Source organism: uncultured Lacinutrix sp. (assembly GCF_947500325.1).
In the GTDB taxonomy this organism is placed as follows: Bacteria; Bacteroidota; Bacteroidia; order Flavobacteriales; family Flavobacteriaceae; genus Lacinutrix.
The window spans coordinates 19,366-44,855 of the sequence record NZ_CANMRQ010000011.1 but is presented as its reverse complement, the minus strand read 5'-3'; the positions used below and the strand labels follow the sequence as shown (position 1 = coordinate 44,855).

24 protein-coding genes are annotated in these 25,490 nt (G+C 29.4%); 20 read left to right on the top strand and 4 right to left on the bottom strand.

Translation table 11 applies throughout. The features are described 5' to 3' along the window. Nucleotides 1–8 precede the first annotated feature (8 nt). From serC to Q0997_RS13265, 8 genes are all read left to right on the top strand, one after another. A complete protein-coding gene (gene serC, locus Q0997_RS13300) occupies nt 9–1,070 on the top strand; it encodes a 3-phosphoserine/phosphohydroxythreonine transaminase (protein WP_299889667.1) in 1,062 nt (353 codons plus the stop codon). 64 nt (nt 1,071–1,134) lie between these two features. After that, nucleotides 1,135–2,085 (top strand): D-2-hydroxyacid dehydrogenase, encoded by a 951-nt coding sequence (locus Q0997_RS13295; protein WP_299889665.1) that lies wholly within the window; start codon nt 1,135–1,137, stop codon nt 2,083–2,085. Between the two features lie 123 nt (nt 2,086–2,208). Further along, nucleotides 2,209–2,856 carry a DUF937 domain-containing protein gene (locus Q0997_RS13290; protein ID WP_299889664.1) on the top strand — a complete coding sequence of 216 codons (648 nt, stop codon included), beginning with the start codon at nt 2,209–2,211 and terminating at the stop codon, nt 2,854–2,856. Between the two features lie 99 nt (nt 2,857–2,955). After that, the gene (locus Q0997_RS13285; protein ID WP_299889662.1) at nt 2,956–3,393 is read left to right on the top strand and encodes a DUF6146 family protein; all 438 of its coding nucleotides are present in this window, start codon (nt 2,956–2,958) and stop codon (nt 3,391–3,393) included. Nucleotides 3,394–3,419: 26 nt separating this feature from the next. After that, nucleotides 3,420–3,914 (top strand): DUF6787 family protein, encoded by a 495-nt coding sequence (locus tag Q0997_RS13280; protein WP_299889659.1) that lies wholly within the window; start codon nt 3,420–3,422, stop codon nt 3,912–3,914. Continuing rightward, entirely contained in the window at nt 3,914–4,246 is a 333-nt protein-coding gene (locus Q0997_RS13275; protein WP_299889657.1) for a hypothetical protein, read from the top strand. Before Q0997_RS13280 ends, Q0997_RS13275 begins: the two co-directional genes overlap by 1 nt. A gap of 32 nt (nt 4,247–4,278) precedes the next feature. After that, a complete protein-coding gene (locus Q0997_RS13270) occupies nt 4,279–6,717 on the top strand; it encodes a TonB-dependent receptor (RefSeq protein WP_299889655.1) in 2,439 nt (812 codons plus the stop codon). A gap of 35 nt (nt 6,718–6,752) precedes the next feature. Then, a complete protein-coding gene (locus tag Q0997_RS13265; RefSeq protein WP_299889653.1) occupies nt 6,753–7,361 on the top strand; it encodes a hypothetical protein in 609 nt (202 codons plus the stop codon). Between the two features lie 209 nt (nt 7,362–7,570). On the opposite strand, the gene Q0997_RS13260 is transcribed toward Q0997_RS13265, so the two are convergent. After that, nucleotides 7,571–9,085, bottom strand: coding sequence for a hypothetical protein (locus Q0997_RS13260; RefSeq protein WP_299889650.1), 1,515 nt, complete (start codon nt 9,083–9,085; stop codon nt 7,571–7,573). 327 nt (nt 9,086–9,412) lie between these two features. Here Q0997_RS13260 and gcvT point away from each other — a divergent pair, with 327 nt between their 5' ends. From gcvT to Q0997_RS13210, 10 genes are all read left to right on the top strand, one after another. Next, on the top strand, nt 9,413–10,483 hold the full coding sequence (gene gcvT / locus Q0997_RS13255; protein WP_299889648.1) for a glycine cleavage system aminomethyltransferase GcvT: 1,071 nt from the start codon (nt 9,413–9,415) through the stop codon (nt 10,481–10,483). A gap of 8 nt (nt 10,484–10,491) precedes the next feature. Then, on the top strand, nt 10,492–11,406 hold the full coding sequence (locus Q0997_RS13250) for a glutaminase (protein WP_299889647.1): 915 nt from the start codon (nt 10,492–10,494) through the stop codon (nt 11,404–11,406). Nucleotides 11,407–11,428: 22 nt separating this feature from the next. Continuing rightward, nucleotides 11,429–12,262, top strand: coding sequence for a sugar nucleotide-binding protein (locus Q0997_RS13245; protein ID WP_299889646.1), 834 nt, complete (start codon nt 11,429–11,431; stop codon nt 12,260–12,262). Between the two features lie 59 nt (nt 12,263–12,321). Next, a complete protein-coding gene (locus tag Q0997_RS13240) occupies nt 12,322–12,612 on the top strand; it encodes a 4a-hydroxytetrahydrobiopterin dehydratase (RefSeq protein ID WP_299889644.1) in 291 nt (96 codons plus the stop codon). A 61-nt stretch (nt 12,613–12,673) separates the two neighbouring features. Next, nucleotides 12,674–14,728 (top strand): carboxy terminal-processing peptidase, encoded by a 2,055-nt coding sequence (locus tag Q0997_RS13235; protein WP_299889642.1) that lies wholly within the window; start codon nt 12,674–12,676, stop codon nt 14,726–14,728. Next, nucleotides 14,728–15,762: a hypothetical protein gene (locus Q0997_RS13230; protein WP_299889640.1), complete on the top strand. Its 1,035-nt coding sequence runs from the start codon at nt 14,728–14,730 to the stop codon at nt 15,760–15,762. Before Q0997_RS13235 ends, Q0997_RS13230 begins: the two co-directional genes overlap by 1 nt. Nucleotides 15,763–15,890: 128 nt before the next feature. Beyond that, the gene (locus Q0997_RS13225; RefSeq protein ID WP_299889638.1) at nt 15,891–16,613 is read left to right on the top strand and encodes a YebC/PmpR family DNA-binding transcriptional regulator; all 723 of its coding nucleotides are present in this window, start codon (nt 15,891–15,893) and stop codon (nt 16,611–16,613) included. 1,208 nt (nt 16,614–17,821) lie between these two features. After that, complete coding sequence (locus Q0997_RS13220) at nt 17,822–18,853, top strand: hypothetical protein (RefSeq protein ID WP_299889636.1); 1,032 nt, start codon at nt 17,822–17,824, stop codon at nt 18,851–18,853. 230 nt (nt 18,854–19,083) lie between these two features. Beyond that, nucleotides 19,084–19,689, top strand: a complete 606-nt coding sequence (locus tag Q0997_RS13215; protein WP_299889634.1) for a hypothetical protein — start codon at nt 19,084–19,086, stop codon at nt 19,687–19,689. Between the two features lie 65 nt (nt 19,690–19,754). Then, nucleotides 19,755–20,255 carry a hypothetical protein gene (locus Q0997_RS13210; RefSeq protein ID WP_299889632.1) on the top strand — a complete coding sequence of 167 codons (501 nt, stop codon included), beginning with the start codon at nt 19,755–19,757 and terminating at the stop codon, nt 20,253–20,255. A 193-nt stretch (nt 20,256–20,448) separates the two neighbouring features. On the opposite strand, the gene bcp is transcribed toward Q0997_RS13210, so the two are convergent. After that, nucleotides 20,449–20,904: a thioredoxin-dependent thiol peroxidase gene (gene bcp, locus Q0997_RS13205; protein WP_299889630.1), complete on the bottom strand. Its 456-nt coding sequence runs from the start codon at nt 20,902–20,904 to the stop codon at nt 20,449–20,451. A gap of 34 nt (nt 20,905–20,938) precedes the next feature. Here bcp and nth point away from each other — a divergent pair, with 34 nt between their 5' ends. Further along, nucleotides 20,939–21,595 (top strand): endonuclease III, encoded by a 657-nt coding sequence (gene nth / locus Q0997_RS13200; protein WP_299889628.1) that lies wholly within the window; start codon nt 20,939–20,941, stop codon nt 21,593–21,595. A gap of 32 nt (nt 21,596–21,627) precedes the next feature. Here nth and Q0997_RS13195 read toward each other — a convergent pair whose 3' ends face one another. Then, nucleotides 21,628–21,771 carry a hypothetical protein gene (locus Q0997_RS13195; protein WP_299889627.1) on the bottom strand — a complete coding sequence of 48 codons (144 nt, stop codon included), beginning with the start codon at nt 21,769–21,771 and terminating at the stop codon, nt 21,628–21,630. A 94-nt stretch (nt 21,772–21,865) separates the two neighbouring features. Continuing rightward, nucleotides 21,866–22,450, bottom strand: coding sequence for a sigma-70 family RNA polymerase sigma factor (locus tag Q0997_RS13190; protein WP_299889625.1), 585 nt, complete (start codon nt 22,448–22,450; stop codon nt 21,866–21,868). A 237-nt stretch (nt 22,451–22,687) separates the two neighbouring features. Between Q0997_RS13190 and uvrA the strand changes: the two genes are divergently transcribed. After that, nucleotides 22,688–25,474, top strand: a complete 2,787-nt coding sequence (gene uvrA, locus Q0997_RS13185; RefSeq protein WP_299889623.1) for an excinuclease ABC subunit UvrA — start codon at nt 22,688–22,690, stop codon at nt 25,472–25,474. The last annotated feature ends 16 nt before the right edge of the window (nt 25,475–25,490 follow it).

Sequence of the window (25,490 nt, the reverse complement as noted above, 5' to 3'; positions counted from 1 at the left end):
AATTTATTATGAAAAAACATAACTTTAGTGCTGGACCATGTGTTTTGCCAAAAGAAGTCATTTTAAAAGCCTCTGAAGCTTTATTAGATTTTGATAACGGACTATCTTTAATAGAAATATCTCACAGAAGTAAACCTTTTGTTGATGTTATGGAAAAAGCTCGAGCATTAGCGCTGGAACTATTAGGACTTGAAGGAAAAGGCTATAAAGCATTGTTTTTACAAGGTGGTGCAAGCACGCAATTTCTAATGGTAGCATTAAATTTATTAGAAAAAAGAGCTGGTTATCTAAATACAGGAACTTGGTCTGATAAAGCAATTAAAGAAGCAAAAATATACGATGACATCTACGAAGTTGGATCTTCAAAAAATGCAAACTTTAACTATATACCAAAAGGTTATGATATTCCTTCGGATTATGACTATTTTCATTGCACTTCAAACAATACCATTTTTGGTACACAAATGAAACATTTTCCAAAGGTCGATATTCCTTTTGTTTGTGACATGAGTAGTGACATTTTCTCTCGTACTCTAGATTTTTCTCAGTTTGATTTAATATATGCAGGTGCTCAAAAAAATATGGGTCCGGCTGGAACAACTTTAGTTGTAATTAAAGAAGATATATTAGGAAAAGTATCGCGTAAAATCCCTTCAATGATGGATTACAAAACGCACATAGAAAAAGGAAGCATGTTTAATACGCCTCCAGTATTTGCAGTATACACATCTATGTTAACTATGGAATGGCTTAAAAACCTTGGTGGTATAAAAGCGATTGAAGAGGAAAATGAAAAGAAAGCACGTTTAATGTATTCTGAAATTGATTTAAACCCATTATTTAAAGGTTACGCTGCTAAAGAAGACCGTTCAAATATGAATGCTACATTTACATTAGAAAACGAAAATCTTAAAGAGACTTTTGATACCATGTGGCAAGAAGCAGGAATAAATGGCCTAAATGGTCATAGAAGTGTTGGTGGTTATAGAGCCTCTATGTATAATGCATTATCATTAGATAGTGTAAAAGTATTAGTTGAGGTTATGAGCGAGTTAGAAAGCAAGGCCTAAAAAATTAGTTTTAAAATAAATAATAAAAATTTCTGCTACCATGCAGAAATAAAAAAGTGTTTAAATGAAAGTATTAGCAAACGATGGTATTTCTCAAAGCGGAATTGACGCATTAGAAAGTGCAGGATTTGAAGTTTCTACAACTACCGTAGCACAAGAACAATTAATCAACTATATAAATGAAAACGAGGTTACAGTACTCTTAGTAAGAAGCGCTACAACTGTTCGTAAAGATTTAATTGATGCCTGTCCAAGTATAAAAGTTATAGGTCGTGGTGGTGTTGGTATGGATAATATAGATGTACAGTATGCTAGAGATAAAGGATTGAGTGTTATTAATACGCCAGCTGCATCGTCACAATCTGTGGCAGAATTAGTTTTTGCACATCTTTATGGTGGTGTTCGCTTTTTACATGACTCTAACAGAAATATGCCTCTAGATGGCGACAGTCAATTTAAAAAATTGAAAAAAAATTATGCAAAGGGTGTAGAGTTAAGAGGGAAAACTATAGGTATTATTGGTTTTGGTCGTATAGGTCAGGAAGTAGCTAAAATAGCTATAGGTGTTGGAATGAAAGTTATAGCTGCAGATAAATTTATAGATGCCGCAGATATAAAATTAGATTTCTTTGATGGCCAGTCTTTAAGTTTTAATATCAAAACGCAAGCTATGGAAGTTGCTTTAAAAGAATCGGATTTTGTTACACTTCATGTTCCTGCACAAAAAGATTATGTTATAGGAAAAGCTGAGTTTGACATGATGAAAGAAGGTTCTGCTATTATTAATGCTGCCCGCGGTGGCGTTGTAAATGAGGTAGAATTAGTTAATGCTTTAGAAAGTGGAAAACTAGCATTTGCAGGATTAGATACTTTTCAAGATGAACCAACTCCAGCTGTTCAATTACTTATGAATGGAAGAATTTCGTTAACACCTCATATTGGTGCTGCTACAAACGAAGCTCAAGATAGAATAGGTACAGAACTAGCTACGCAAATCAAAAAAATACTTGTTTAACGATAAAAAACAACACTTTATCGATAAAATTTAATAAAATATTAAAATATTAAAGCCTCATTTTAAACGTTGAGGCTTTTTTTATGTACCTTATACTTCCAATTTAAACTTAAACAATAAAAAATGTCAGGAATTTTAGACTTATTAGGAAGTGATTTAGGAAAAACCATTATTAGTGGTGTTGCTGGATCAACAGGAAACGATACTTCAAAAACAGGAAGCGTATTAACAATGGCTTTACCAGTGTTAATGAAAGCAATGGAACGTAATGCTTCTACCCCAGAAGGAGCACAAGGATTATTAGGTGCTTTAAACAAACATCAAGGTGGAATTCTAGATAACCTTGGTGGTTTATTTGGAGGTGGCGTAGATGAAAGCGTTACTAATGATGGTGGAAAAATTCTAGGCCATATCTTAGGAAGTAACCAAGGGAACGTTGAGAAAGTAATCGGTCAAAAATCTGGCCTTGATGCTGGCGGTGTTGCAAACATTTTAAAAACGGCAGCTCCTATCTTAATGGGATTACTTGGTAAACAAACATCTCAAAATAATGTAAGTGACCAATCTGGACTTATGGGTGTTTTAGGAGGTTTACTTGGTGGTGCTAGTCAAGCAGGTGCTGTAACTAAAGAACAAACTTTCCTTGAAAAAATGTTAGATAGTGATGGTGATGGTAGTGTTATTGATGATGTTGCTGGTTTAGTATTAGGTCAAGCGACAAAAGGAAAAGGTGGTCTTGGTGGATTACTAGGAGGTCTTTTTGGTAAATAAAATAATTTACAATGAATTATAGAAGAGCCAAGCTTATGTTTGGCTCTTTATTTTTTAAATAGCATCTTGAAAATTTGTATTTTTAACTAAAATTGAGTTATGAAAAATTTGTATTTATTATTCTTTATTATAGCTATTATATTTAGTTGTAAAACCTCAAAAAAATCAATTGACAGTATTGAAGATAAACCTCAGGCTCAAGTTGGAGATACACTTACAATTTCAAGCGACAAACTTGAATACGACATTATTATTATAGAACCAGGTTTTAGTACTTGGCTAGCCTCTCAAGCGAAACCTGAAGGTTACTATTCTCAAACCTATTTAGAGAATAAAAATAGACGCTATGTAATTGAATGGAATACTCGAGTATTAAACCCACAACGCTATAGTACAAGCCTTTACGAAATGCAAATAAACTATCAATACAATATAGATTATGGCTATGATGTAAACTATAAATTATACAATTATTTTATTTTCTTTCAAAATCGTTACAGACAAAATCTTTTAGGTACTATAGTACCTACTAATTAATTACCTTTGCATCCAAAAATTGAAATATGGAGCAATTTAAATTAAGATGGAACATTCAAAAAAATTGGCAGCTTATCTTCCCTTTACTTGGACTTGCTGGCTTATTTTATTCTGGATATAAACTAGCTAATTTATTTTCAAAAGACTACCATATAAGCATTACAATAGCTTTAGCATTACTTATTAGTTTTTTTCTTCTTAAAGGAACACTTTGGTTATTTAAAAAATTAGAAAAAAAATGGATTGTTGAATACCGCTGGGAAATGATACGAATTTTTATCGTCTTTGCTATTACAGGATCTTCTTCCGTTTTTATAGGTAGACCAATTATAAAATATTTAGGAATTACTAAAGAAAACTTAAATATTGCTGTATATTGGATTTTATATATTATTATTGGCCTTATTTTCTATCAAATTCTTTTGGTAACATTAGGTTGGCTATTTGGTCAAGGTAAGTTTTTCTGGGAGTTTGAAAAGAAAATGTTACGCCGTTTTGGTCTTGGAAGGTTTTTAAGTTAATGATTAATAACAAATTAAATATAATTTCAAAAATAGTAACCTTGTTACTTTTAGTTGCTATTGCTACTCCAACAGCAATAAAACTAGCTCATGTTTTTGAAGATCATAAACACGAGGTTTGTAATAATCATTCTACTTTTCATTTTCACCAAAACGAAACAGAATGTGAGCTCCATAAATTTAAGCTTAACAATCCTTTAAATTTTGCAGTTCAAAATTTTGAACTATTTTCTTCTGAAATACCTTCAGAAAACATAGTCTCTCAATATCATTTTGTAAGTAATTATCAACGCTTATCATTTTCACTTCGTGGCCCTCCAATTTTAGTTTAAAATAAGTAATTATTTAAACTAAACTCTTTACAATGAAATATTATGTATTGATTATTATGTCTTGTTTTATAAACATGACTTATAGTCAAAATTGCAAATCCAAGTTTTTTGGAGAAGTTCATGATTTTCATGATGGAACACCTATGATAGCAGCTTCCATCTATATTGAAAATCTTGATAAATACACATCTACTGATATCGATGGGAATTTTTCCTTTGATAACCTTTGTGATGGTAAAATAACCGTCGTAGTTTCACATTTATCATGTGAAACCAAACGCTTTGATATTCAAATTAGCGGCGATACATTTTATGAAGTTAATTTAGAACATCATATAGAAGAACTTAACGAAGTTAAAGTTAAGGGAGCATCAAATTCTAAATTAACTAAAACCTCACAAGAAACCATTATAAAGGCTAAAACTATAGAACGTTATAGTGCTTCTAGTCTTGGTGATGCCTTAAAAGAAGTAGCTGGAGTATCTTCAATAAATACGGGAAATACTATTGTAAAGCCTATGATAAATGGTCTACATAGTAGTAGAATTTTGATTCTTAATAATAATGTACGTCAACAAGATCAGGAATGGGGTGTTGAACATGCACCAAATATTGATATTAATAGTGCTGGTCAAATTTCTGTTATAAAAGGATCTGGTACTTTAGCATATGGTGGTGATGCTATTGGAGGTGTAGTAGTTATTAACCCTAATAGGGTTATTAGTAATGATACGCTATACGGGCGAACTATTATTGGTGGACAAACTAATGGTCGAGGTTATAATATTTCTTCAACGCTAAATAAAAATTACAGTTCTGGATGGTTTGCGCAAGTTCAAGGCTCTTACAGAAAGAATGGTGATTTTAAAGCTCCTGACTATAATCTTACAAATACGGGATTAGACTCAAAAGGCTTAACTACAAGATTTGGTAAAAAGAAATTTAAATCGGGGTTTGAAGTATACTATAGTTATTTAAATAATGAAATTGGTGTTTTAGGGACTTCGCATATTGGCAGTACTTTTGATTTAGTACGTGCTATAAATTCTGGTCAGCCAATACTTATTGAAGATTTTAGCTATGATATTAATACCCCAAAACAAAATGTAACACATCATTTAGCCAAAGTAAACTATTATAAACGCTTTCAAAACTTTGGTAAAGTCAACCTGCAATATGATTATCAACACAATCAACGTTTAGAATTTGATGTTAGAATAGGTGACAGAAAAAATATTCCTGCCATTGATTTAACATTACAAACTCATACCATTTTAGCAGATGTAAATTTAGATTCAAATTTAAATCAAAAAGTGAATTTTGGTCTTATGGGACGTTTTCAAGATAATTTTGCAAATCCAGACACAGGTGTTAGGCGTTTAATACCAGATTATGAAAAATACGACTTTGGAATATACTCTACCGCCGAATGGAAATTAAACGATGATTTAATTGTTGATGCAGGTATACGCTATGATTTTAATAAGATAGATGCTAAAAAGTTTTATCGTAAATCTAGATGGGAAGAACGTGGTTATAATATAGATTTTCAAAATATCATTATTGCATCTGTTATTGGTTCACAAGTATTTAATGGTGTTATAGATCCTAATGCACAAGAGTATTTAACAAATCCTGTATTTGATTACCATAACATTTCTGGTTCGGTAGGTGCAAAATATAGCATTAATGATAATAACCAAATACTATTTAATTACAGTTTAGCAAGTAGACCGCCAAACGCTTCAGAATTATTTAGTGATGGACTGCATCATTCTGCTGCAAGGTTTGAACTAGGTAATATTAGGTTTGATAAAGAAATTGCTAATAGAGTTTCGGGGTCTTACACATATAACAATTCTAAATTTAGTTTTTTAACTGAAGTATTTTACAACAGAATTAAAGATTACATATATTTAAAGCCTTTAGATTTTATACTTACTAATAGAGGTCCTTTTCCTATATGGGCATATGAACAAACCAATGCTGAATTGTTTGGAATTGATATCTCTGCAACCTATAACTTTACTGATACTTGGCAATGGAAAAATAAAACCGCATTTATTAAGGGCTATGATTTAAAAGCAGATTTGCCTTTAATTGATATACCTTCATTTAATACCATGAATCAAATTACATATAATCACGAAGCATGGCATAATTTTTCTGCTAGTCTAAAATCTGAATGGGTTTTTGAACAAAACGAATATCCAGATTTTAATTTCGAAATAGAAAATCAACTTACCGAAGAAATAATTAGTGTAGATATTAGCAGTCCACCACCTGCTTATCATTTATTGCATTTCTATAGTGAAGCAACTTTTGCTCTAAGTAAAAAAACTAATCTAAATATAGCTTTGGGAGTTAATAATCTTCTTAATACATCTTATAGAAATTATTTAAATCGCTTGCGGTTTTTTGCAGATGATTTAGGAAGAAATATAACATTACAATTACAACTCAAATATTAAACAAAAAGAATAAAAACAATTAAAAATATAATACAATGAAAACTATAAATTTAAACTTTCTTAAAAACATCAATTTTTTTATAAGTGCATTTTTTTGCCTAATGCTTGTTACATCATGTTCAAATGATGATGATGTTAATAATCCGCCTCCAGTTAATGATGAAGAGTTAATTACCAATGTTACATTAACATTTACTAATAATGCAGATGCTACAGATACAGTTGTATTAGCTAGTATTGCACCAGACGGTCAAGATGGAACTTCAACAGAAGATGTTACAGGGAATTTTACTTCTGGAGCAACATACTCATTAAGTCTTGCAATAACTAATGCATCAGAAACTCCTGCAGATGATGTTTTAAACGATGACATTATAGTAGAAGCAGATGAGCACTTTTTTACGTACGCAGTAAACACAATTAATTTAACTATGTCTAGAGATGCTGATGATACAGATGGTGCAGATGGTAGTAAATTAGGAGTTAAAACAACTTGGGTAGCTGGCGCTGCAAGTACTGGAAATGTGCAAATTTCGTTAATACATCAACCAACTAGCACAGACGATTCTGATGGATTTGGTTCTTCTACTGGTGGTTCTGAAGATTTAAGTATCACTTTTAGTGGAGTGAATATTCAGTCGTAGAGAGAGTTTTATAATAAACAACCGTATAAAAAAGCCTTTCAAAACATAATTTGAAAGGCTTTTTTTATTACCAATAATAATAATTTACCCGAATACAATTTTTAAGCCATATTGTATTCTTAATATCAATACTATGCATAGTATACCTATCTGGATTAGTAAATACAAAATTGAAATAAAACTGTATACTTCTATTGGAAGCTGTAAGTTTATTTATTAATTAAGATATAAAGAGTATTTAATTCTTCTTTAGATAAAGACTTCATAATAAGCTTCTCACCTTCCCACTGCGGGAAAAAACTATTATTATAATATAACTTAATATCGTGCTTTGAAATTGCAGGAAAAGGTACATCTAACAAATACGGATAGTTATTTGGCGAATTAAATTCTAGATTACCAACTTTATATTTTGAATAATCTGAAATACTATAACGTACTGGTTTGTATAGTTGCGATTGCTTTACACTTTGCATCATATTTCCAACATTAAAACTAGGTATGTTTTTTTGAATAAGTTGAGGAAAAGCTAAACCTATTACTACTAACAATGCTATACAAAATGCAAATACAGTAATTCGCTGCTCTTTTATTTTTATATGTAAAAAGAAAAGCATTATACAGACTAACACAGCGTCTAACATAAATCTATATTGGCCAGAGAACCAAAACACTACTATTAATTTTAATAAAAGTAGCATTGATAATATTATGTAGGTTTTATGCTTCTTAAAAAAACTAAAAATTATAAAGCTGGCAGAAACTAAAATAATAAAAATATGAATACTGTTTTTCACACCTTTTAACGTAAACCAATTTATTACATAATCAAAAAAAGAAAACTCATTAATTTCTGCTATATTATATTGAAAATCGTACGTTTTTTGTGCTGCAATATTAGCCGATTCTTCTATTAACACTCTGTTTGGTTTCCAATCTACATTGAGGTATAATTGTTCTACTGGAAATAAAACATTTCCAGTAGATGTAATATTTTTTGCAACAAATAATAGTATTAAAAGTGCCGGTATTGCATAGTTCTTAACTGTAAACTTTTTATTTAAAATAGCTATTATAAAAACAAATAACGATAACCAGAATACTGTTGGTTTTATTACACAAGCAAAAACAGATAATGCAAATAAAAATCCAAAATTGGTCTTTTCGCGTTCCCAGATAGTTTTATAAACAACAATGATACTTAGAATGAAAACTGGTAAATCTGGCGATGGCGATTGTACAAATAAGAAGAATAATGGTATAAAAAATAGCAGTACAAATCGCTTACTTTCGTAAACAAAAAGGACGTATGTAAAAAGTAAAAACACATTTAAATTTAAGTAAGTATCAAAGGTGTTATTTGTAAAAGCTTGTAAAATATGCCATAAAGAATTCTGCCCAAGAACCATTTGTAAGTTCTCAATACCAGTAACAATTCCTTTACTATCTAGAACAGTAATTGTAGGGATATAATAACCATAATGATCTAAAATAAATGGTGAAAAACTCGCCGCAAATAGTAATATTACTAGATACAATAAAAAGCTCCGTTTTTGATAATAGTATTTTTTAAAAGAGAAATAATATACTAGATATTTTCTGCCTAAAACCAAGCCTACGCATGACATTAAAACACCTAGCATCTCAATATAACTATCTAAAGGAAAGAAAAAGGCAAGTAATCCAGAAAATAGACTTGCAGACAACATTCCTGCTAAAAACAACTCGCTAAAAACTAATAATTTTAACTTGGTAAACCGTTTGCATAACAAACCCCAACCTAAAAAATAGAATAAATATAAAATTATAACAAAAAGAGAAACAACCAAGTTAAGTGGAATTATTTATACCAAACTTAACCAATAAAAATGAATTTAGAAACTAGAGTTTACAATTACACAACTTAGTATTAAAACAGTAAATAAATTATTAAATTATTAATCGGTTTTCTGTTAAAAACGAATCAATATTTTCAATACTTTTGTTTTTCAAATTATCAACTATAATTAATTGAGGTTTCCGCTTTTTATGGAAACAAAAAACTTTTTTTGATGAAAAACACAGCTTTAACAGCAACACATGAAGCATTAAATGCTAAAATGGTTCCTTTTGCAGGATATAATATGCCAGTACAATACGATGGTGTAAACATAGAACATGAAGCCGTAAGAAAAGATTGTGGCGTTTTTGACGTCTCACATATGGGGGAATTTTTAATAGAAGGCCCTAATGCTTTAGATTTAATACAAAAAGTATGTAGTAACGATGCTTCTAAGCTTACAATAGGTAAAGCACAATATTCTTGTTTACCAAATAACGATGGTGGTATTGTAGATGATTTAATCGTTTATAAAGTAAAAGAAGAGACTTACTTATTAGTAGTAAATGCCAGTAATATTGAAAAAGACTGGAACTGGATTTCTTCTAAAAATGATGTAGGTGCAGAAATGAAAGATATTAGTGAAGACTACTCTCTTTTAGCTATACAAGGTCCAAATGCTGTAGAAAAAATGCAAGCTTTATCTAGTCATGATTTAGCAGAAATTAAATTTTACAATTTTGTAGTTGGTGATTTTGCTGGTATAGATAACGTTATTATTTCAGCAACTGGTTATACAGGAAGTGGTGGATTTGAAATCTATTGCAAAAACAGTGAAGTAAAACAAGTATGGGACAAAGTAACCGAAGCTGGAGCAAAACCAATTGGTCTTGCAGCTCGTGATACTTTGCGTTTAGAAATGGGGTATTGTCTATATGGAAATGATATTGATGATACAACATCTCCACTTGAAGCTGGGTTAGGTTGGATTACAAAATTTACTAAAGATTTTACTAACTGTGAAGCCCTAGAGGATCAAAAACGTCGTGGTGTAGAACGTAAACTAATTGCTTTCGAACTAGATGAAAGAGGTATTCCAAGACAAGGTTATGATATTGTTGACGGACAAGGTAAAAAAATAGGAGAAGTAACCTCTGGTACTATGTCTCCAAGTATGGGTAAAGGTATTGGTTTAGGATATGTACCTAAAGTATTTGCAGATGTAAATAGTAAAATCAATATTCAAATTCGTAAAAATGCTGTACCAGCTACAGTAGTAAAATTACCTTTTTATAAAGGATAAACTATTTTATGATAGATTTTCAAGAGACTATTGAAGCCATTTACTATGAGTTAAAACAATCTCAGAACAAAGGTGTTGTAGCTTCTTATATTCCTGAGTTATCTAAACAAAATAAAAATAGTTTTGGTATTCATATACAACATATAGATGGGCGCACATTTCAAATTGGAGATTGGAATGTGCCTTTTTCTATTCAAAGTATTTCTAAAGTATTAGCATTATCAAAAGCAATTGCTTTTGAAGATAACCGTATATGGGATCGTATGGATGTAGAACCATCTGGAAATCCATTTAATCATTTATCGCTACTAGAATTAGAAGCTGGAATACCAAGAAACCCGTTAATTAATGCTGGAGCAATAGTAGTAGCAGATATTTTAGTAACACATTTAAAACATCCCAAAACAGATTTCTTAAACTATGTAAGAATCATTACAAATGATAATAGTATAAATTATAATGTAGATGTTGCTGCATCAGAAAAACGCACAGGTTTTAAAAATTATGCAGCAGCAAATCTTTTAAAATCATTTGGCAATCTTAATAATGATATAGAAGTAGTTTTAGACTTTTATTTTCATCAATGTGCATTAGAAATGACTTGCTCGCAACTCTCAAAAGCCTTTTTCCTTTTTGCTAATAAAGGAAAATGTATTAATAATGTACAACATATTTCTTCAAGCCATACAAAAAGAATCAATGCTATAATGCTTACTTGTGGCTTTTATGATGAAGCTGGTGAATTTGCTTTTGAGGTTGGCTTACCAGGTAAAAGTGGTGTTGGTGGTGGTATTGTTGCATTACTTCCTAACGACTTTGTAATCTCTACATGGGCACCAGGACTTAACCCTAAAGGCAACTCTCTTTTAGGTATGCAGGCTTTAGAATACTTTACTACCAAAACTGGTCGTTCTATTTTTTAATTAGACTTTTAATACATTTTGAATGAAAAAAATTGTCGATAAAAAAAATAGAATCCTTGTTTTAGGCGCCAGTGGTTTTTTAGGAGAAGCTATTTATAAAGAGCTATGCTCCTATTTTAGAACTTTTGGCACTTATAGAACAGACAATTATAATTATGATAAAAATCAACATTATTTTCAATACAATGTTGAAGAAGATGATATTTTCGAAATTCTAGAAGCCATAAAGCCTACAGTAATTGTTTCGGCACTTCGTGGCAACTTTTCTGCACAAGTTATTACTCATGCTCATATAATTGAATACCTAGTAGCTAACGATGCAAAACTTATATACTTATCATCTGCTAATGTTTTTGATGCCTATAGTAAGTTTCCTAGTTATGAAACCGATAAAACCCTAAGTCACAGCATGTATGGTCATTTCAAAATTAAAATTGAAAATATGCTATTACGTCTACAAAAAAAACAAATAGCAATTATACGCTTACCAATGGTTTTTGGTTCGCAGTCTCCAAGAATAAAAGAAATAAAAGCTTTTTTAAAAGAAGGACTACCTATTGAAGTATTTCCAAACTTAATAATGAATGTAACTACAGAGTCTAAAGTAACACAACAAATACATTATATTATTAATCGTAATAAATCTGGAATATTTCACTTAGGAAGCAACGATTTGGTACATCATGACGATTTTATAAAAGAAATTATTGAAACATTAGGAGATTATAAACCTACTTTTAAAAATGTTTATACAACAAATAACGATCGTTATTTAGCAGTAATGAGTAAGCATAATAAACTACCAAAACATCTACAATTAATAAGTAGTGAGGTTCTAAATGAATTAGAAGTTTAATAGAATGTCTCTCTAGAAATCATTAAATTACAAACTAAGAAAACTAAAATAAAAAAAAGATGGAAAAGCTATCAGAAAAAGAAATAGAAAAGCATTTAGAAAAATTACCAGAATGGGATTATGTGGACAATGCAATTCATACAGAATACGAATTCAATAACTTTAAAGATTGTTTTAGTGCTATGAGTCGTATTGCTTTTGAGTGTGAAGCCCTTAACCATCATCCAGATTGGTCTAACACTTATAATATTTTAAACATATCATTATCTACACATGATGCAGACGGTGTTACTATAAAGGATATAAATTTAGCATTAGCCATAGAAGGTATTGTTGAAGAAGAAGAATAAGTCTTATTTAATTTATTATACTTCTCTAATTTTAGTATTTTACATGTTCTAGCTAATAGAAATGATTCATAGATTTTTTTCGCTCTTCATCTTTTTATTTTCACTAAATGTTTTTAGTCAAGATACACCGCTTTTTTGTGAGCAAGTTTCTGCATTAAACGTTTTAATTAAGAATCAACATTACGCTCCAAAACTATTAAATGATGAAACATCAAAAGGTATTTTTGATTTATTTATTAAACAACTAGATATTGAAAAAGAAATATTTCTTAAAACAGATATTGAATTGTTTAAAGCTGAAGCATATAAATTCGATGATTATATTAAAGATTCAAATTGTGATTTTATTACAAATTATACTTCGGTTTTAAAAACGCGAATTAATACTATTAAATCTAAATTAGAAGCTCTAAAAACAAAACCTTTAGACTATTCAGGATCTCAAACACTTCAGTTTACCCCAAGAAAAGAATTTACCTATAGTAAAGACGAAGCTGAACTTGATAAAAGACTACGCAAAAAAGTAAGCTATAAAGTAATTATAAAACTTATTGATGAATATAAAGATATAAGCACCATAGAAGGTGACTTTAAAACATTAGAAGTAGAAGTTAAAGAAAAAATTATAAATAATGAGCTCTGCTTACTTGATGAAATTGGTAATAAAATAGGCGGAATAAAACGTCTAGTTGAAGAAACGTTTTTAAATGCTTTGGTTCTAGTAAATGATCCAAATTCTACTTTTTTTAATGATACCGAGAAAATAACTTATGAAAATCAATTATCTAAAAGTCAATTATCTTTTGGAATCATTACTAAAAAAAATAAAAACGGTGACATTGTAGTTGCACATATAATCCCTGGAGGTGCAGCATTTAAAAATGGAAAAATTGAAAAGGATGATATATTAAAAACCTTAAAAACATCAAAAAGTTCTTTAGAAATGTTTTGCGTTTCAAATGAAGATGTTAAACAATTCACTAACAAAGAAGAGCATAAAACTATTACATTTTCAGTTAAAAAGAAAAACGGAACACTACAAAACATTACACTCACAAAAAGCAAAATAAGAGTTGAATTAAATTCTGTTAGAGGTTATTTAATTAATGAAACACAAAAATACGGCTATATAAAAATTCCAAGTTTTTATACTAATCTAGAGTCGCCAAATGGCCGTGGATTAACAACAGATATTGCTAAAGAACTCTATAAATTACAAAAGGAAAACATTGAAGGTTTAATACTAGATTTACGTTTTAATGGTGGTGGTTCTATGCAAGAAGCCATAGAATTATCTGGTATGTTTATAGATCGCGGTCCTGTAGCAATTATTACATCTAAAGCTAACGAAAGTTATACCGTTCGTGATAATAAACGTGGTAGCCTATTTAATAAACCATTAATCATTTTAGTAAATGAGTTTAGTGCTTCGGCATCAGAGTTTTTTTCAGCTGCAATGCAAGATTATAATAGAGCTATTATAGTGGGATCTACAACTTACGGAAAATCAAGTGCACAAACTATTCTTCCGTTACATAAAAACAAAAATCTTGGGTTTAGTAAGCTAACCAAACAAGTGTTTTATCGTGTAACAGGCAAAAGTCATCAATCTTTAGGTATAACACCAGATATCGTTTTACCATCGCTTTATGATAATTTTGAAACGGCTGAGCGTTTTAACCCAAATGCATTAAAAAATGATTCAACTGAAGTTACTCTTAAACATCGCCCATTAAAACCATTAAATTTAAAAGAAACGATTCAAAAAAGTTTAAAAAGAGTAAATGAAAGTGTTACATTTAAAGATATTAAAAAAGCAAATTCAACATTCTATAATATCCTATTCAATAAAGGGAAGCGCTATAAATTAACACTTAAAAGCATTGCTAAAGAAATGGATGCTAGAAAAGCCATCATGAATTCTATTTTTAAAGAAGAGAATCAAGAAACAAGCTTATTAAAAATAGAAAACACAAAATCTACATTAGAACTTTTAGCATATAACGAGGATGACAAAGAAGAAAATGATAAAATAATTAAAGAACTATCACTAGACATCTATATAAAAGAAGGTCAAAACATACTAACCGATTACCTAAATTCAAACAATAACTAATGAGAATACTAACAAAATTACTTTTCGCTTTATTATTAATCGCTTCATTTCAATCAAACGCGCAAAGTTTTGATACCGCAGTAGAATACTTAGACTTTCTTAGAAAAGAACAAGAAATCGTTACAAAAAGCACATGGAAATATACTAAAGCTGTAGCACATAGTAAAAGCGATAAGAATATTAATAAAAAAAGGAAAGTATTAATAAAAACAGTTGAAAGAGCTATTGCAAAAATAGAAAGAGCACAAGGGTTTGATGGTGACGATTATAAAAACAATGTATTAAAACACATGCGTTTAAATGAAAGCCTATTAAAACAAGATTATGCAAAAATTATAGACATGAAAGCTGTTGCGGAGCAGTCATATGACTTGATGGAAGCTTATATTATTGCTCAAGAATTAGCCGATAAAAAAATGGCTGATTCTCAAGCAGAATATGAAGCTAATTTTTATGCTTTTGCTGCTAAGCATAAAATTAATGTTATAGAAAGTGATGATGATTTAGGGAAAAAAATGGAAATTTCTAATCAAGTATTCAACCATACAAATGCACTTCACTTAATTTTCTATAAAGTATATATTAATGAAGTCTATTTGTGGGATGCTATTAACAATAATGATGTAAGTGGTATACAACAAAATACTAATGCATTAAATGAAACAGCAAAGGAAGGTTTAGAAATTTTAAAAACGCAAAAAACTTATAAAACAGATAAAAGCCTTATTGCTGCAACAAAAACTGTTTTTGAATATTTTATTGATGAAACCGAAAATAAAATTTCGCAAATTGCCGATTTCTTAATTTTGCAGGACGATTTTCAAACTATAAAAAACACTTTAGAAAAAACACCAGAAAAGAAAAGGACTAAAGAACAAGTTGATGCTTACAACAAAAAAATAAAAGAAATCAATAAAGCTGGTGCTAGTTATAATAAAGTAAGTGCTAGTTTAAATACAAATAGGCAGAAAGTCTTAGAAAAATTAGAAACTACAAAATCTAAATTTTTAGATAGACATATACCAAAAGACTAATACTTTGGTAGATTTTTTTAAATTTGTCAAAATACATTAAAAAATTAATAACATTATCATTTCTGTTTTTGCAGAAATAAAAAATATAATTAGATTTTCACATCTGTGAGAATGAAAAAAGATTAAGTATGGGAAGAGCTTTTGAATTCCGTAAAGCACGAAAAATGAAACGTTGGTCTGCTATGAGCAAGGCCTTTACACGTATAGGAAAAGATATAGTAATAGCTGTCAAGGAAGGCGGACCAGATCCAGCTAGTAATTCGCGATTACGTGCAGTAATACAGAATGCAAAGGCTGTAAATATGCCTAAAGACAATGTTGAGCGTGCTATAAAAAAAGCAAGTGATAAAAGCCAAGGTGATTTTAAAGAGGTTCTTTTTGAAGGTTATGCACCACATGGTATTGCAGTACTTGTAGAAACGGCAACAGATAATAACACCAGAACTGTAGCAGATGTTCGTAGCTATTTTAATAAGTGCAATGGAAGTTTAGGAACTTCTGGTTCTGTAGTTTTTATGTTTGATCACACTTGTAATTTTAGAATTGCTGCTGAAGGTTTAGATCCTGAAGAAGTAGAATTAGAGTTTATAGATTTTGGAGCAGAAGAAGTTTTTGCAGACGATGATGGTATATTAATTTATGCCCCTTTTGAAAGTTTTGGAGCTATTCAAGCTGAATTAGAAAGACGTGACATTGAAATTTTATCCTCTGGATTTGAACGTATACCGCAAGTAACAAAAGCATTAACACCAGAACAACAAGCAGATGTTGAAAAGCTTCTAGAAAAATTAGATGATAATGACGATGTACAAAACGTATACCACACAATGGAAGAAAGTACAGAAGAGTAAAATCTTCAAAAGAATAATAAAAAAAGGCACTATCAACTTGTAATTAAGTTTTTAGTGCCTTTTTACTATATATAAATCCACCTTAATGTCTTAAGCTATTTATAGCTATTTTAATTTTATTGATAGCAAAAGTAACTAAAAAACAAACCAAAAAATTAGAGTTTATCCTAGGCTAATTAAAACGGAAACAGTTACTTACTCATAATTCAATATAATTACATTCTACTTTTCCTATTCTATAAGTAGGGTTTTTGTCTACTCGCTTGTTATATATGTGTAAATTCTTATGAAAAAGAAAGATTTATTTAATGGTTATAAATCAATCGTTTACACTAAAACTGCTTAATTAGGGGAATTAAGCAGTTTTTATTTACTACTGTTTTAATTTTTATTCACCTATACTTTTTATTTCATTCATCTTAACCAAACTGCAGGTTAACTAAATCTATCTGCTAGTTTTTAAATTAAAAATTACATTTGAATTATGAATAATTAATGAAACATAAAGTAAATTCATAGCCAGAGCTAAAGGGTCACTAAAAAGAAACATTGATTGTATCATAACAAATAAATTACTTAAGCCGTTTTGTTAGCATTAATAAAATGATTTAACTACTATTTTTATAGTTTATATTATCTTAATAACTATTAATCTTAATTCAATTATTATGTTAGAAAAATTTAAAAAACATAAATGGTATTTTATAAAATTTTAGGTAGTTAGTTTTTTTGTAATTCTCACTATACATTGAAATAAACATATTGATTAACTACTGTTTTTTTTTTGATTATTAATACATTTTTATAATTAATAGTTAGGGTATTATACATTATAGTTGTTTCTATTATATAGATATGTTATTTATTAAATTGTTTTGGTTAAATTAATTAGTAATAACATTTTAAATTAAAGGCTGCTTATAAATTAGCAGTCTTTTTTTCTACATTTTGGTAAATACTTTACTATTGCCCTTATATTATATCTCTGATTATTTTTAATATGTATTTTATCCATATCACTAGCTCTGTGAGGATTAGATTAACTATTGCATAATTGTATTTAGCTTGCTTTTATTCATTATCGCATTTCATTTTTATAGCTATTTTATTTATTTGTAACATTTCTTTAAAATAGCTGTCTAATTATGCTATAAAGATTATATACAATTAAACACATCTCTAATATTAACAAGACCGTTAAGCAACATATGAAAAAAACACTCGGAATAGCATTAATAACCTGTCTTTTATTGTTTGGTTGCTCAAAACCAAATGCTGGTCCTCAATATAAAAACGACGTGTCTAACTATGGCATAAACGGAAAAGTAAAATCTGTAAAATCTGAGGTTTTCAGCTTGATTGTAGAAAATGACGCTTTCAAAATAGGTGAGAAAATTAATTCCCTTCCGTTTGACAGAAATTCACTTTTAGAATTCAACAAACTTGGTAATTTAACTTCATCAAAAGAATTTTATTCTAATGGAAAAATAAGTGATGAAATTATATACTCTTACGATGAGCAAGATCGTTTGATTAAAAGAAAAGAAATTGACAATTATTATGGCAAAAGGTCTTTTTATGACAATGAGTTTATATATGATAATAAAGACAGCCTCTCTCAATGGATAATTTCAGATAAGGATTTTAAAAGAATTCATAAAATTCAACGAGATGAGAATAATCGACCAATTAAAAGAGAAGTGATTCAAAATGACACCATTTTCAATACTTACATTGTGAAATATGACAAAAATAATAATGTGATTTCGGAAAATGAATTTAAACTTAACAACATTCCTATTAAACTATTAGAAAGAAAATTTAATAACCAAAATCTTAAAGAGAAAGAACAAATAATTGAATATAAAACTTGGGATACTTTAAATTATGAGAACAAATACTTTTATGACAATAATAATAATTTAATTCTAGGAAAATTTATTATTGAAAATGATTCAACGTATGAAGAAAGGACATATAGTTATCATAATAATGGAGAACTCAAAAAAGTTGTAAATAAACCAAAAGGAAATTATACTTATTTTACTATCCAGACGGAAAAATATAATGAAAATGGTAATATAATTGAAAGATTAAATGAGCCAAGTGACAGTAAACCAAAAGCAATTTGGAGTTATCAATATAAATATGATTCAAAGAAAAATTGGATAGAAAAAGTAAATTACAAAGACAATAAACCTTTAGTAATAGTAAAACGAAAAATTGAATATTACGAATAAAATACGTTCTTACTATTGTATATAAAAAATAGCGCAAGTTATTTCTAACACAATAGCTTGGGCATTTTTGGCAAAGTCTATAAATTTTTAAATTTGACGATTTCCAGTAAAAAAGATAAATAGTAAAATTTGAAAATTCGACCTATGTATCACCAAAAAAACAATAGCTTTTCAGCGCTATGTTTCGTACACAAGTCTGTTATACCAATAAAAACCAAACTTAAATTTGAATGTATAGTGTCGAGGAAATAAGAGAAAACTATAAAGGATTTTCCAATTCAAAAATCGAGAATATTGCTAAAAACGAATCGAAAGGTTTAAGGAAAGATGTACTCGGAATTTTAAAAGACGAAATTGAAACGCGGAATCTTGACATAAACTTGATTAACTGGGTTGAAACTGAAACCAAAAGTTTTGACGGAATTGAACGTGATTCTCTAATAACTAAAATTCAAAATCTAAATTGCCCTAAATGCTCTATAAAGAAAGATAAACTTTACGGATTTGAAATTAACCAAATCGTATCGGTCTTACTTTTTGCAAACGACACTCGAAAAGAAAAAATATTGTGTTTAAATTGTGGAAAAAAAGCGAAATTAAAGGCTATTTTGATTACTTTTTTTGCTGGTTGGTGGTCAAGACGTGGTATTTTTTTAACGCCATTTACTGTTTTAAAAGATTCATTTAACTTTCTCTTTATCGATAAAATTAGTGACAGGATAATCAACCGAGTAATTGATGAAAACACAGGTCATTTAAGAAGAAAAGGAACTGAAAATAAAACTTTAAACCTATTGATAAAGCGAAGGAATCAAAAGGAAATTTTGGAAGACTAAGATTATGATTTTACTTGATAAAATAACTAAGTACCTAGCCCTTATTAACAACTAAAATCAAATAATTGAGAACAGGAAAATTACAAATAACCAACAAAAATAAAATTGCAAAAATTTTAAATAGAAATAATTATTTATTGATTATGATTGGAATAGTTTTCTTAATTATTGATTATGACTTATTCCATTCTGAACCAAAATTTCTGGTTACTGAAGGATATTTTTGGAAGGGAATTGCTATAGTGTTTCAACTAACATTTATTGCTATTTTAATACAATGGGACAAAAAAAAGAAAAGAATTATTAACATCTTATCTAAAGGAATAATTACAGAAGGAAAATTGAAAATGAGTGAGAGAATAAAACCGAATAAATTTTCCACATTTTATATCCATTTATTTGAGTATTATGTATTTGATAAAAAATACGAGATAACGATAAAAAACAAAACAAATAGTATAAAATCAAATTATATAATTTATGAATCAAATAACCCAAAAAATGGAATTTTATACGAAGATTTAAAAAGCGAATTAAAACACCTAATAAAAAAGAAACATAAGTGAATTTTCCAAAGAACAAAAATAAATTTGCAAAAGAACTAGCAAATATAAACCCAGAAATTGAAAACAAGTTAACCAAATAAAATAATTACGGCTGTATTTCTTCTAAGAAAGGCATTCTTATAAAACAATAAAAAAGGCACTATCTACTTAAAATCAAGTTTTTAGTGCCTTTTTCGTTAGTTATATAAATAAACTACAATTCTAATATTTGCGCAGCGTGATCTTTTGTTTTCACTTTATCAATAACGTGCTCCACTACTCCATTTTCATCTATTAAAAACGTTTTACGATGAATACCATCAAATTCTCTCCCCATAAATTTCTTTAAACCCCAAACTCCAAAAGCATTAATAACTTCTTTTTCTGTATCTGCTAATAAAGGATAAGGGAAATTAAATTTATTTTTAAAATTAGATTGTTTCTTTTCTGTGTCTGCACTCACTCCTAATATAAAATACCCTTTATCCTGTAACAATTTATAATTATCACTTAAATTGCACGCTTCTGCTGTACAACCAGGCGTATTAGCTCTGGGATAAAAGAAAACCACTAATTTTTTCCCTTTATAATCACTTAAAGAAATAGCATTACCATCTTGATCGTTTACTGTAAAATTTGGAACTTTATCACCTTGTTTTAATGTATTCATAGTTGTATTTTGGCTTTATTCAAAAATACAACTAATGACTAAGCAAGAAAAGGTAGATTTTGTTATAAATACGTTAAATTCATTATATCCCGAAATTCCAATTCCATTAGACCATAAAGACCCATATACATTATTAGTAGCCGTCTTATTATCTGCGCAATGTACAGATGTTCGTGTAAATCAAATTACGCCTTTGTTATTTGCAAAAGCAGATAATCCATACGATATGATTAAAATGTCTGTAGAAGAGATAAAAGAAATTATAAGACCTTGTGGTTTATCTCCAATGAAGAGTAAAGGTATTCATGGCTTATCCCATATTTTAATAAATGAGCATAATGGTGAAGTACCTCAAAGTTTTGAAGCTTTAGAAGCATTACCCGCAGTAGGGCATAAAACTGCAAGTGTAGTTATGTCTCAAGCTTTTGGTGTTCCTGCTTTCCCTGTAGATACACATATTCATAGATTAATGTATCGTTGGAATTTAACTAATGGTAAAAATGTGCAGCAAACAGAAAAAGATGCTAAACGTTTATTTCCAAAAGACACTTGGAACGATTTGCATTTACAAATTATATGGTATGGACGTGAATATTCCCCAGCCAGAGGTTGGGATTTAGACAAGGACATTATAACAAAAACAATAGGACGAGTCTCTGTTTTAAATGATTATAATAAAAATAAGAAATAAAAAAGCCCTGATTGAATCAGGGCTTTTTCAGTCTAATTCAGGAGTGCTTCAAACTCCATTTTATTTATTTTTATAACACTTAAAGCCTTAGAATAATTAAGAATAAAACTCACAGTTTCATCTTTTGGGTTCAATTTTTTGTTTTTTTCGGGATTCTTAGAGTAAAGTTTTGCCATCTATATTTTTTTGGTTATAAAATGATAACGGCTCTTTTATCCTGTTATTGTATAGTTTATTTTTTTACCCTACTAATATTCGATAAAATGCAAATTAATTCGTTAAAATAATATTATGCTTTTCAATAACTTTACGCATATTAATTAAAGCATAACGCATTCTCCCTAATGCAGTATTAATACTAACGCCTGTACGTTCTGATATTTCTTTAAAACTCATATCTTGATACATACGCATTACTAACACTTCTTTTTGATCTTCAGGTAATTCTTCAATTAATCGTCTTACATCACTTTCAACCTGGTTTTTTATAATGGTTTTTTCAGCATTTAGACTACTATCACTTAGTACAGAAAAAATACTAAACTCACCACTATTATCAAAAGTTGGCATACGATTACTCTTTCTAAAATGATCTATAACTAAATTATGAGCAATACGCATTACCCATGGTAAAAATTTACCTTCTTCGTTATACTTACCTTTTTTTAATGTTCTTATCACTTTAATAAAAGTATCTTGAAAAACATCTTCAGCAATATCTCTATCATAAACTTTAGAATAGATAAAACTATAAATGCGTTGCTTGTGTCTTTTTATTAATATTTCTAGTGAAGATTCGTCGCCTTTAATGTAGCTACTAACTAACGTAGCATCTTTGATAAGTTCTTGTCGCATAGTCATTACTTTTTTTTCTGCAGAAGATAGGGCTTCAGCTTTAGGTTTATAAATTAAAAAAGTAATTGTATGCTATAGGCTTGCTAATTAAATAGTTATTGTTTGAGGTAAATATAACAAGAATCATTCCGAAAAAACAAAAAAAAATGATTTTTTTAACATTTAATTACACAATAATCCTTTTTATAAGATGCATTATAAGTGTTATCTTTGCCTTTCTCAAGACACAAAACACCTATGAACACTAAGCTTTCCGAAGTAAATCCTAAACAAAATATTATTATTAAAGGTGCAAAATTGCATAATTTAAAAAATATTGATGTTGTAATACCAAGAAATAAATTGGTCGTTATTACAGGATTATCGGGTTCTGGGAAGTCTAGTTTAGCTTTCGATACATTATATGCCGAAGGTCAAAGACGCTATGTAGAAAGCTTATCTAGTTATGCTAGACAATTTTTAGGAAGGCTAAATAAACCTAAAGTAGATTATATAAAAGGAATTGCACCTGCTATTGCAATTGAGCAAAAAGTAAACTCAACTAATCCGCGTTCTACAGTAGGCACTACAACAGAAATTTACGACTATTTAAAATTATTATTTGCTAGAATTGGAAAAACATACTCTCCTAAATCTGGAAAGGAAGTAAAAAAAGATACAGTAACCGATGTTTTAAATTATATAAAAACAATTCCTGAAGGAGAAAAACTACTCCTGCTCGCTCCTATTCACTTAGAAGAAGGAAGAGTTATGAGTGATAAACTAAAAGCTTTAAATGCGCAAGGTTATGCTAGAATAAAAGCTAATGGTGAAGTTTTACGTATAGATGCTACAGAAGGCGTTACAGAAAAAACTAAAGACCTCTTTTTAGTTGTAGATAGAATTGTAACAAAAAACGATGAAGATTTTTTTAATCGTTTAGCTGATGCTATTCAAACAGCTTTTTTTGAAGGTAAAGGCGAATGCTTTATAGAATCATTAAATGATAAAACAACTAGGCAATTTTCTAATAAATTTGAATTAGATGGTCTCTCTTTTTTAGAACCTAACGTACATTTATTTAGTTTTAACAACCCATACGGTGCTTGTCCTAAATGTGAAGGCTATGGAGATGTTATTGGTATTGATGACGATTTAGTTATTCCAAATACAGCATTATCTATCTATGAGAATGCTATTTTTCCTTGGCGTGGAGAAAGTATGAGTTGGTACAGAGATCAATTAGTAAACAATTCGCATCATTTTGATTTTCCTATTCATAAACCATATTTCGAATTAAGTCAAAAACATAAAAATTTAATTTGGACTGGTAATAAACATTTTGAAGGCTTAAGCGCTTTTTTTGCAGAACTAGAGAGTAAAGCCTATAAAATTCAAAATCGTGTGATGCTTTCTCGCTATCGTGGGAAAACGAAATGTAAAATTTGTAATGGTAAACGCCTTAGACCGGAAGCAAATTATGTAAAAATAGCAGGTGCTACTTTAACCGATTTGGTAGAGATGCCTTTAGATAAACTCTCTAATTTTTTCAAGCAATTAGAACTTAATGACCACGACACAACTATTGCTAAAAGATTATTAAAGGAAATTTCTAATCGTTTATCTTTTTTATCTAACGTAGGCTTAAACTATTTAACGTTAAATAGAAAATCTAATACCCTTTCTGGTGGTGAGAGTCAACGTATAAATCTAGCCACATCATTAGGTAGTAGTTTAGTTGGTTCTATGTATATCTTAGATGAGCCAAGTATTGGTTTACATCCTAAAGATACAGAACGACTAATATTAGTTTTAAAAGCACTTCGTGATTTAGGAAATACAGTCATTGTTGTAGAACATGATGAAGATATCATGATAGAAGCCGATGAAATTATTGATATTGGACCAGAAGCCGGTACTTTTGGTGGACATGTAGTGGCTACAGGAACTTACAATGACATTTTAGCATCTAACTCTTTAACAGCTAAATATTTAAATCAAACTTTAAAAATTGAAATTCCTAAAAAACGACGAGTTTCTAAATATAGTATAGATGTTATAGGTGCTAGAGAAAATAATTTAAAAAATATAGATGTAACTTTTCCTTTAGGTATGCTTACAGTAGTTACTGGTGTTTCTGGAAGTGGAAAAAGTACATTAGTTAAAAAAATATTATTTCCTGCCATTCAAAAAAAACTAACTGGTTTTGGAGATAAACCTGGACAGTTTTCAGAAATAAAAGGCAACTACAGCAATGTAAAACATATAGAATTTGTAGATCAAAACCCTATTGGGCGATCTTCAAGATCTAATCCAGTTACTTATATAAAAGCTTACGATGATATTAGAGCTTTATATAGCAAACAAAAATTAAGTACTATTAGAAACTACGCTGCCAAACATTTTAGTTTTAATGTAGATGGCGGGCGTTGTGAAACCTGTAAAGGAGAAGGCCAAGTAACTATAGAAATGCAATTTATGGCAGATGTGCATTTAGAATGTGAAACCTGCAAAGGGAAACGCTTTAAAAAAGAAGTTTTAGAGGTTACTTTCGCAGATAAAAATATTGATGATATTTTAAACATGACCATAGATGATGCCATAACGTTTTTCGATGAGAATCATGTTACAAAAATTAAAACAAAATTGCAGCCTTTACAAGATGTAGGTTTGGGATATGTAACACTTGGCCAAAGTTCTTCTACCCTTTCTGGTGGTGAAGCACAACGTATTAAATTGGCTTCGTTTTTAGGTAAAGGAAACACTAAAGAAACTGCTTTATTTATTTTTGATGAACCAACTACTGGCCTACATTTTCATGATATACAAAAATTATTAAAATCATTTAACGCGCTTATAGATAAAGGACATTCTATTATTGTTGTTGAGCATAATCTAGAACTCATTAAATGTGCAGATCATATTATAGATTTAGGTCCAACAGGAGGTGAAAATGGTGGTCATTTAGTTGCTTCTGGAACACCTGAAGAGATTGTAAAGAACAAGGCTTCTGTTACTGGTCAATATTTAAAAGAGAAACTCTAACCAATTGGATTAAAAA

Excerpts from the sequence above, each read along its gene's own strand:
- Q0997_RS13295 (WP_299889665.1), top strand. The coding sequence starts at position 1,135 with ATGAAAGTATTAGCAAACGATGGTATTTCTCAAAGCGGAATTGACGCA.
- Q0997_RS13250 (WP_299889647.1), top strand. The coding sequence starts at position 10,492 with ATGATAGATTTTCAAGAGACTATTGAAGCCATTTACTATGAGTTAAAA.
- Q0997_RS13245 (WP_299889646.1), top strand. The coding sequence starts at position 11,429 with ATGAAAAAAATTGTCGATAAAAAAAATAGAATCCTTGTTTTAGGCGCC.
- gcvT (WP_299889648.1), top strand. The coding sequence starts at position 9,413 with ATGAAAAACACAGCTTTAACAGCAACACATGAAGCATTAAATGCTAAA.
- Q0997_RS13265 (WP_299889653.1), top strand. The coding sequence starts at position 6,753 with ATGAAAACTATAAATTTAAACTTTCTTAAAAACATCAATTTTTTTATA.
- Q0997_RS13220 (WP_299889636.1), top strand. The coding sequence starts at position 17,822 with ATGAAAAAAACACTCGGAATAGCATTAATAACCTGTCTTTTATTGTTT.
- Q0997_RS13285 (WP_299889662.1), top strand. The coding sequence starts at position 2,956 with ATGAAAAATTTGTATTTATTATTCTTTATTATAGCTATTATATTTAGT.
- Q0997_RS13190 (WP_299889625.1), bottom strand. The coding sequence starts at position 22,450 with ATGCGACAAGAACTTATCAAAGATGCTACGTTAGTTAGTAGCTACATT.
- serC (WP_299889667.1), top strand. The coding sequence starts at position 9 with ATGAAAAAACATAACTTTAGTGCTGGACCATGTGTTTTGCCAAAAGAA.
- Q0997_RS13275 (WP_299889657.1), top strand. The coding sequence starts at position 3,914 with ATGATTAATAACAAATTAAATATAATTTCAAAAATAGTAACCTTGTTA.
- Q0997_RS13195 (WP_299889627.1), bottom strand. The coding sequence starts at position 21,771 with ATGGCAAAACTTTACTCTAAGAATCCCGAAAAAAACAAAAAATTGAAC.
- uvrA (WP_299889623.1), top strand. The coding sequence starts at position 22,688 with ATGAACACTAAGCTTTCCGAAGTAAATCCTAAACAAAATATTATTATT.
- Q0997_RS13240 (WP_299889644.1), top strand. The coding sequence starts at position 12,322 with ATGGAAAAGCTATCAGAAAAAGAAATAGAAAAGCATTTAGAAAAATTA.
- Q0997_RS13225 (WP_299889638.1), top strand. The coding sequence starts at position 15,891 with ATGGGAAGAGCTTTTGAATTCCGTAAAGCACGAAAAATGAAACGTTGG.
- Q0997_RS13290 (WP_299889664.1), top strand. The coding sequence starts at position 2,209 with ATGTCAGGAATTTTAGACTTATTAGGAAGTGATTTAGGAAAAACCATT.
- Q0997_RS13280 (WP_299889659.1), top strand. The coding sequence starts at position 3,420 with ATGGAGCAATTTAAATTAAGATGGAACATTCAAAAAAATTGGCAGCTT.
- Q0997_RS13235 (WP_299889642.1), top strand. The coding sequence starts at position 12,674 with ATGATTCATAGATTTTTTTCGCTCTTCATCTTTTTATTTTCACTAAAT.
- nth (WP_299889628.1), top strand. The coding sequence starts at position 20,939 with ATGACTAAGCAAGAAAAGGTAGATTTTGTTATAAATACGTTAAATTCA.
- Q0997_RS13230 (WP_299889640.1), top strand. The coding sequence starts at position 14,728 with ATGAGAATACTAACAAAATTACTTTTCGCTTTATTATTAATCGCTTCA.
- Q0997_RS13215 (WP_299889634.1), top strand. The coding sequence starts at position 19,084 with ATGTATAGTGTCGAGGAAATAAGAGAAAACTATAAAGGATTTTCCAAT.
- Q0997_RS13270 (WP_299889655.1), top strand. The coding sequence starts at position 4,279 with ATGAAATATTATGTATTGATTATTATGTCTTGTTTTATAAACATGACT.
- bcp (WP_299889630.1), bottom strand. The coding sequence starts at position 20,904 with ATGAATACATTAAAACAAGGTGATAAAGTTCCAAATTTTACAGTAAAC.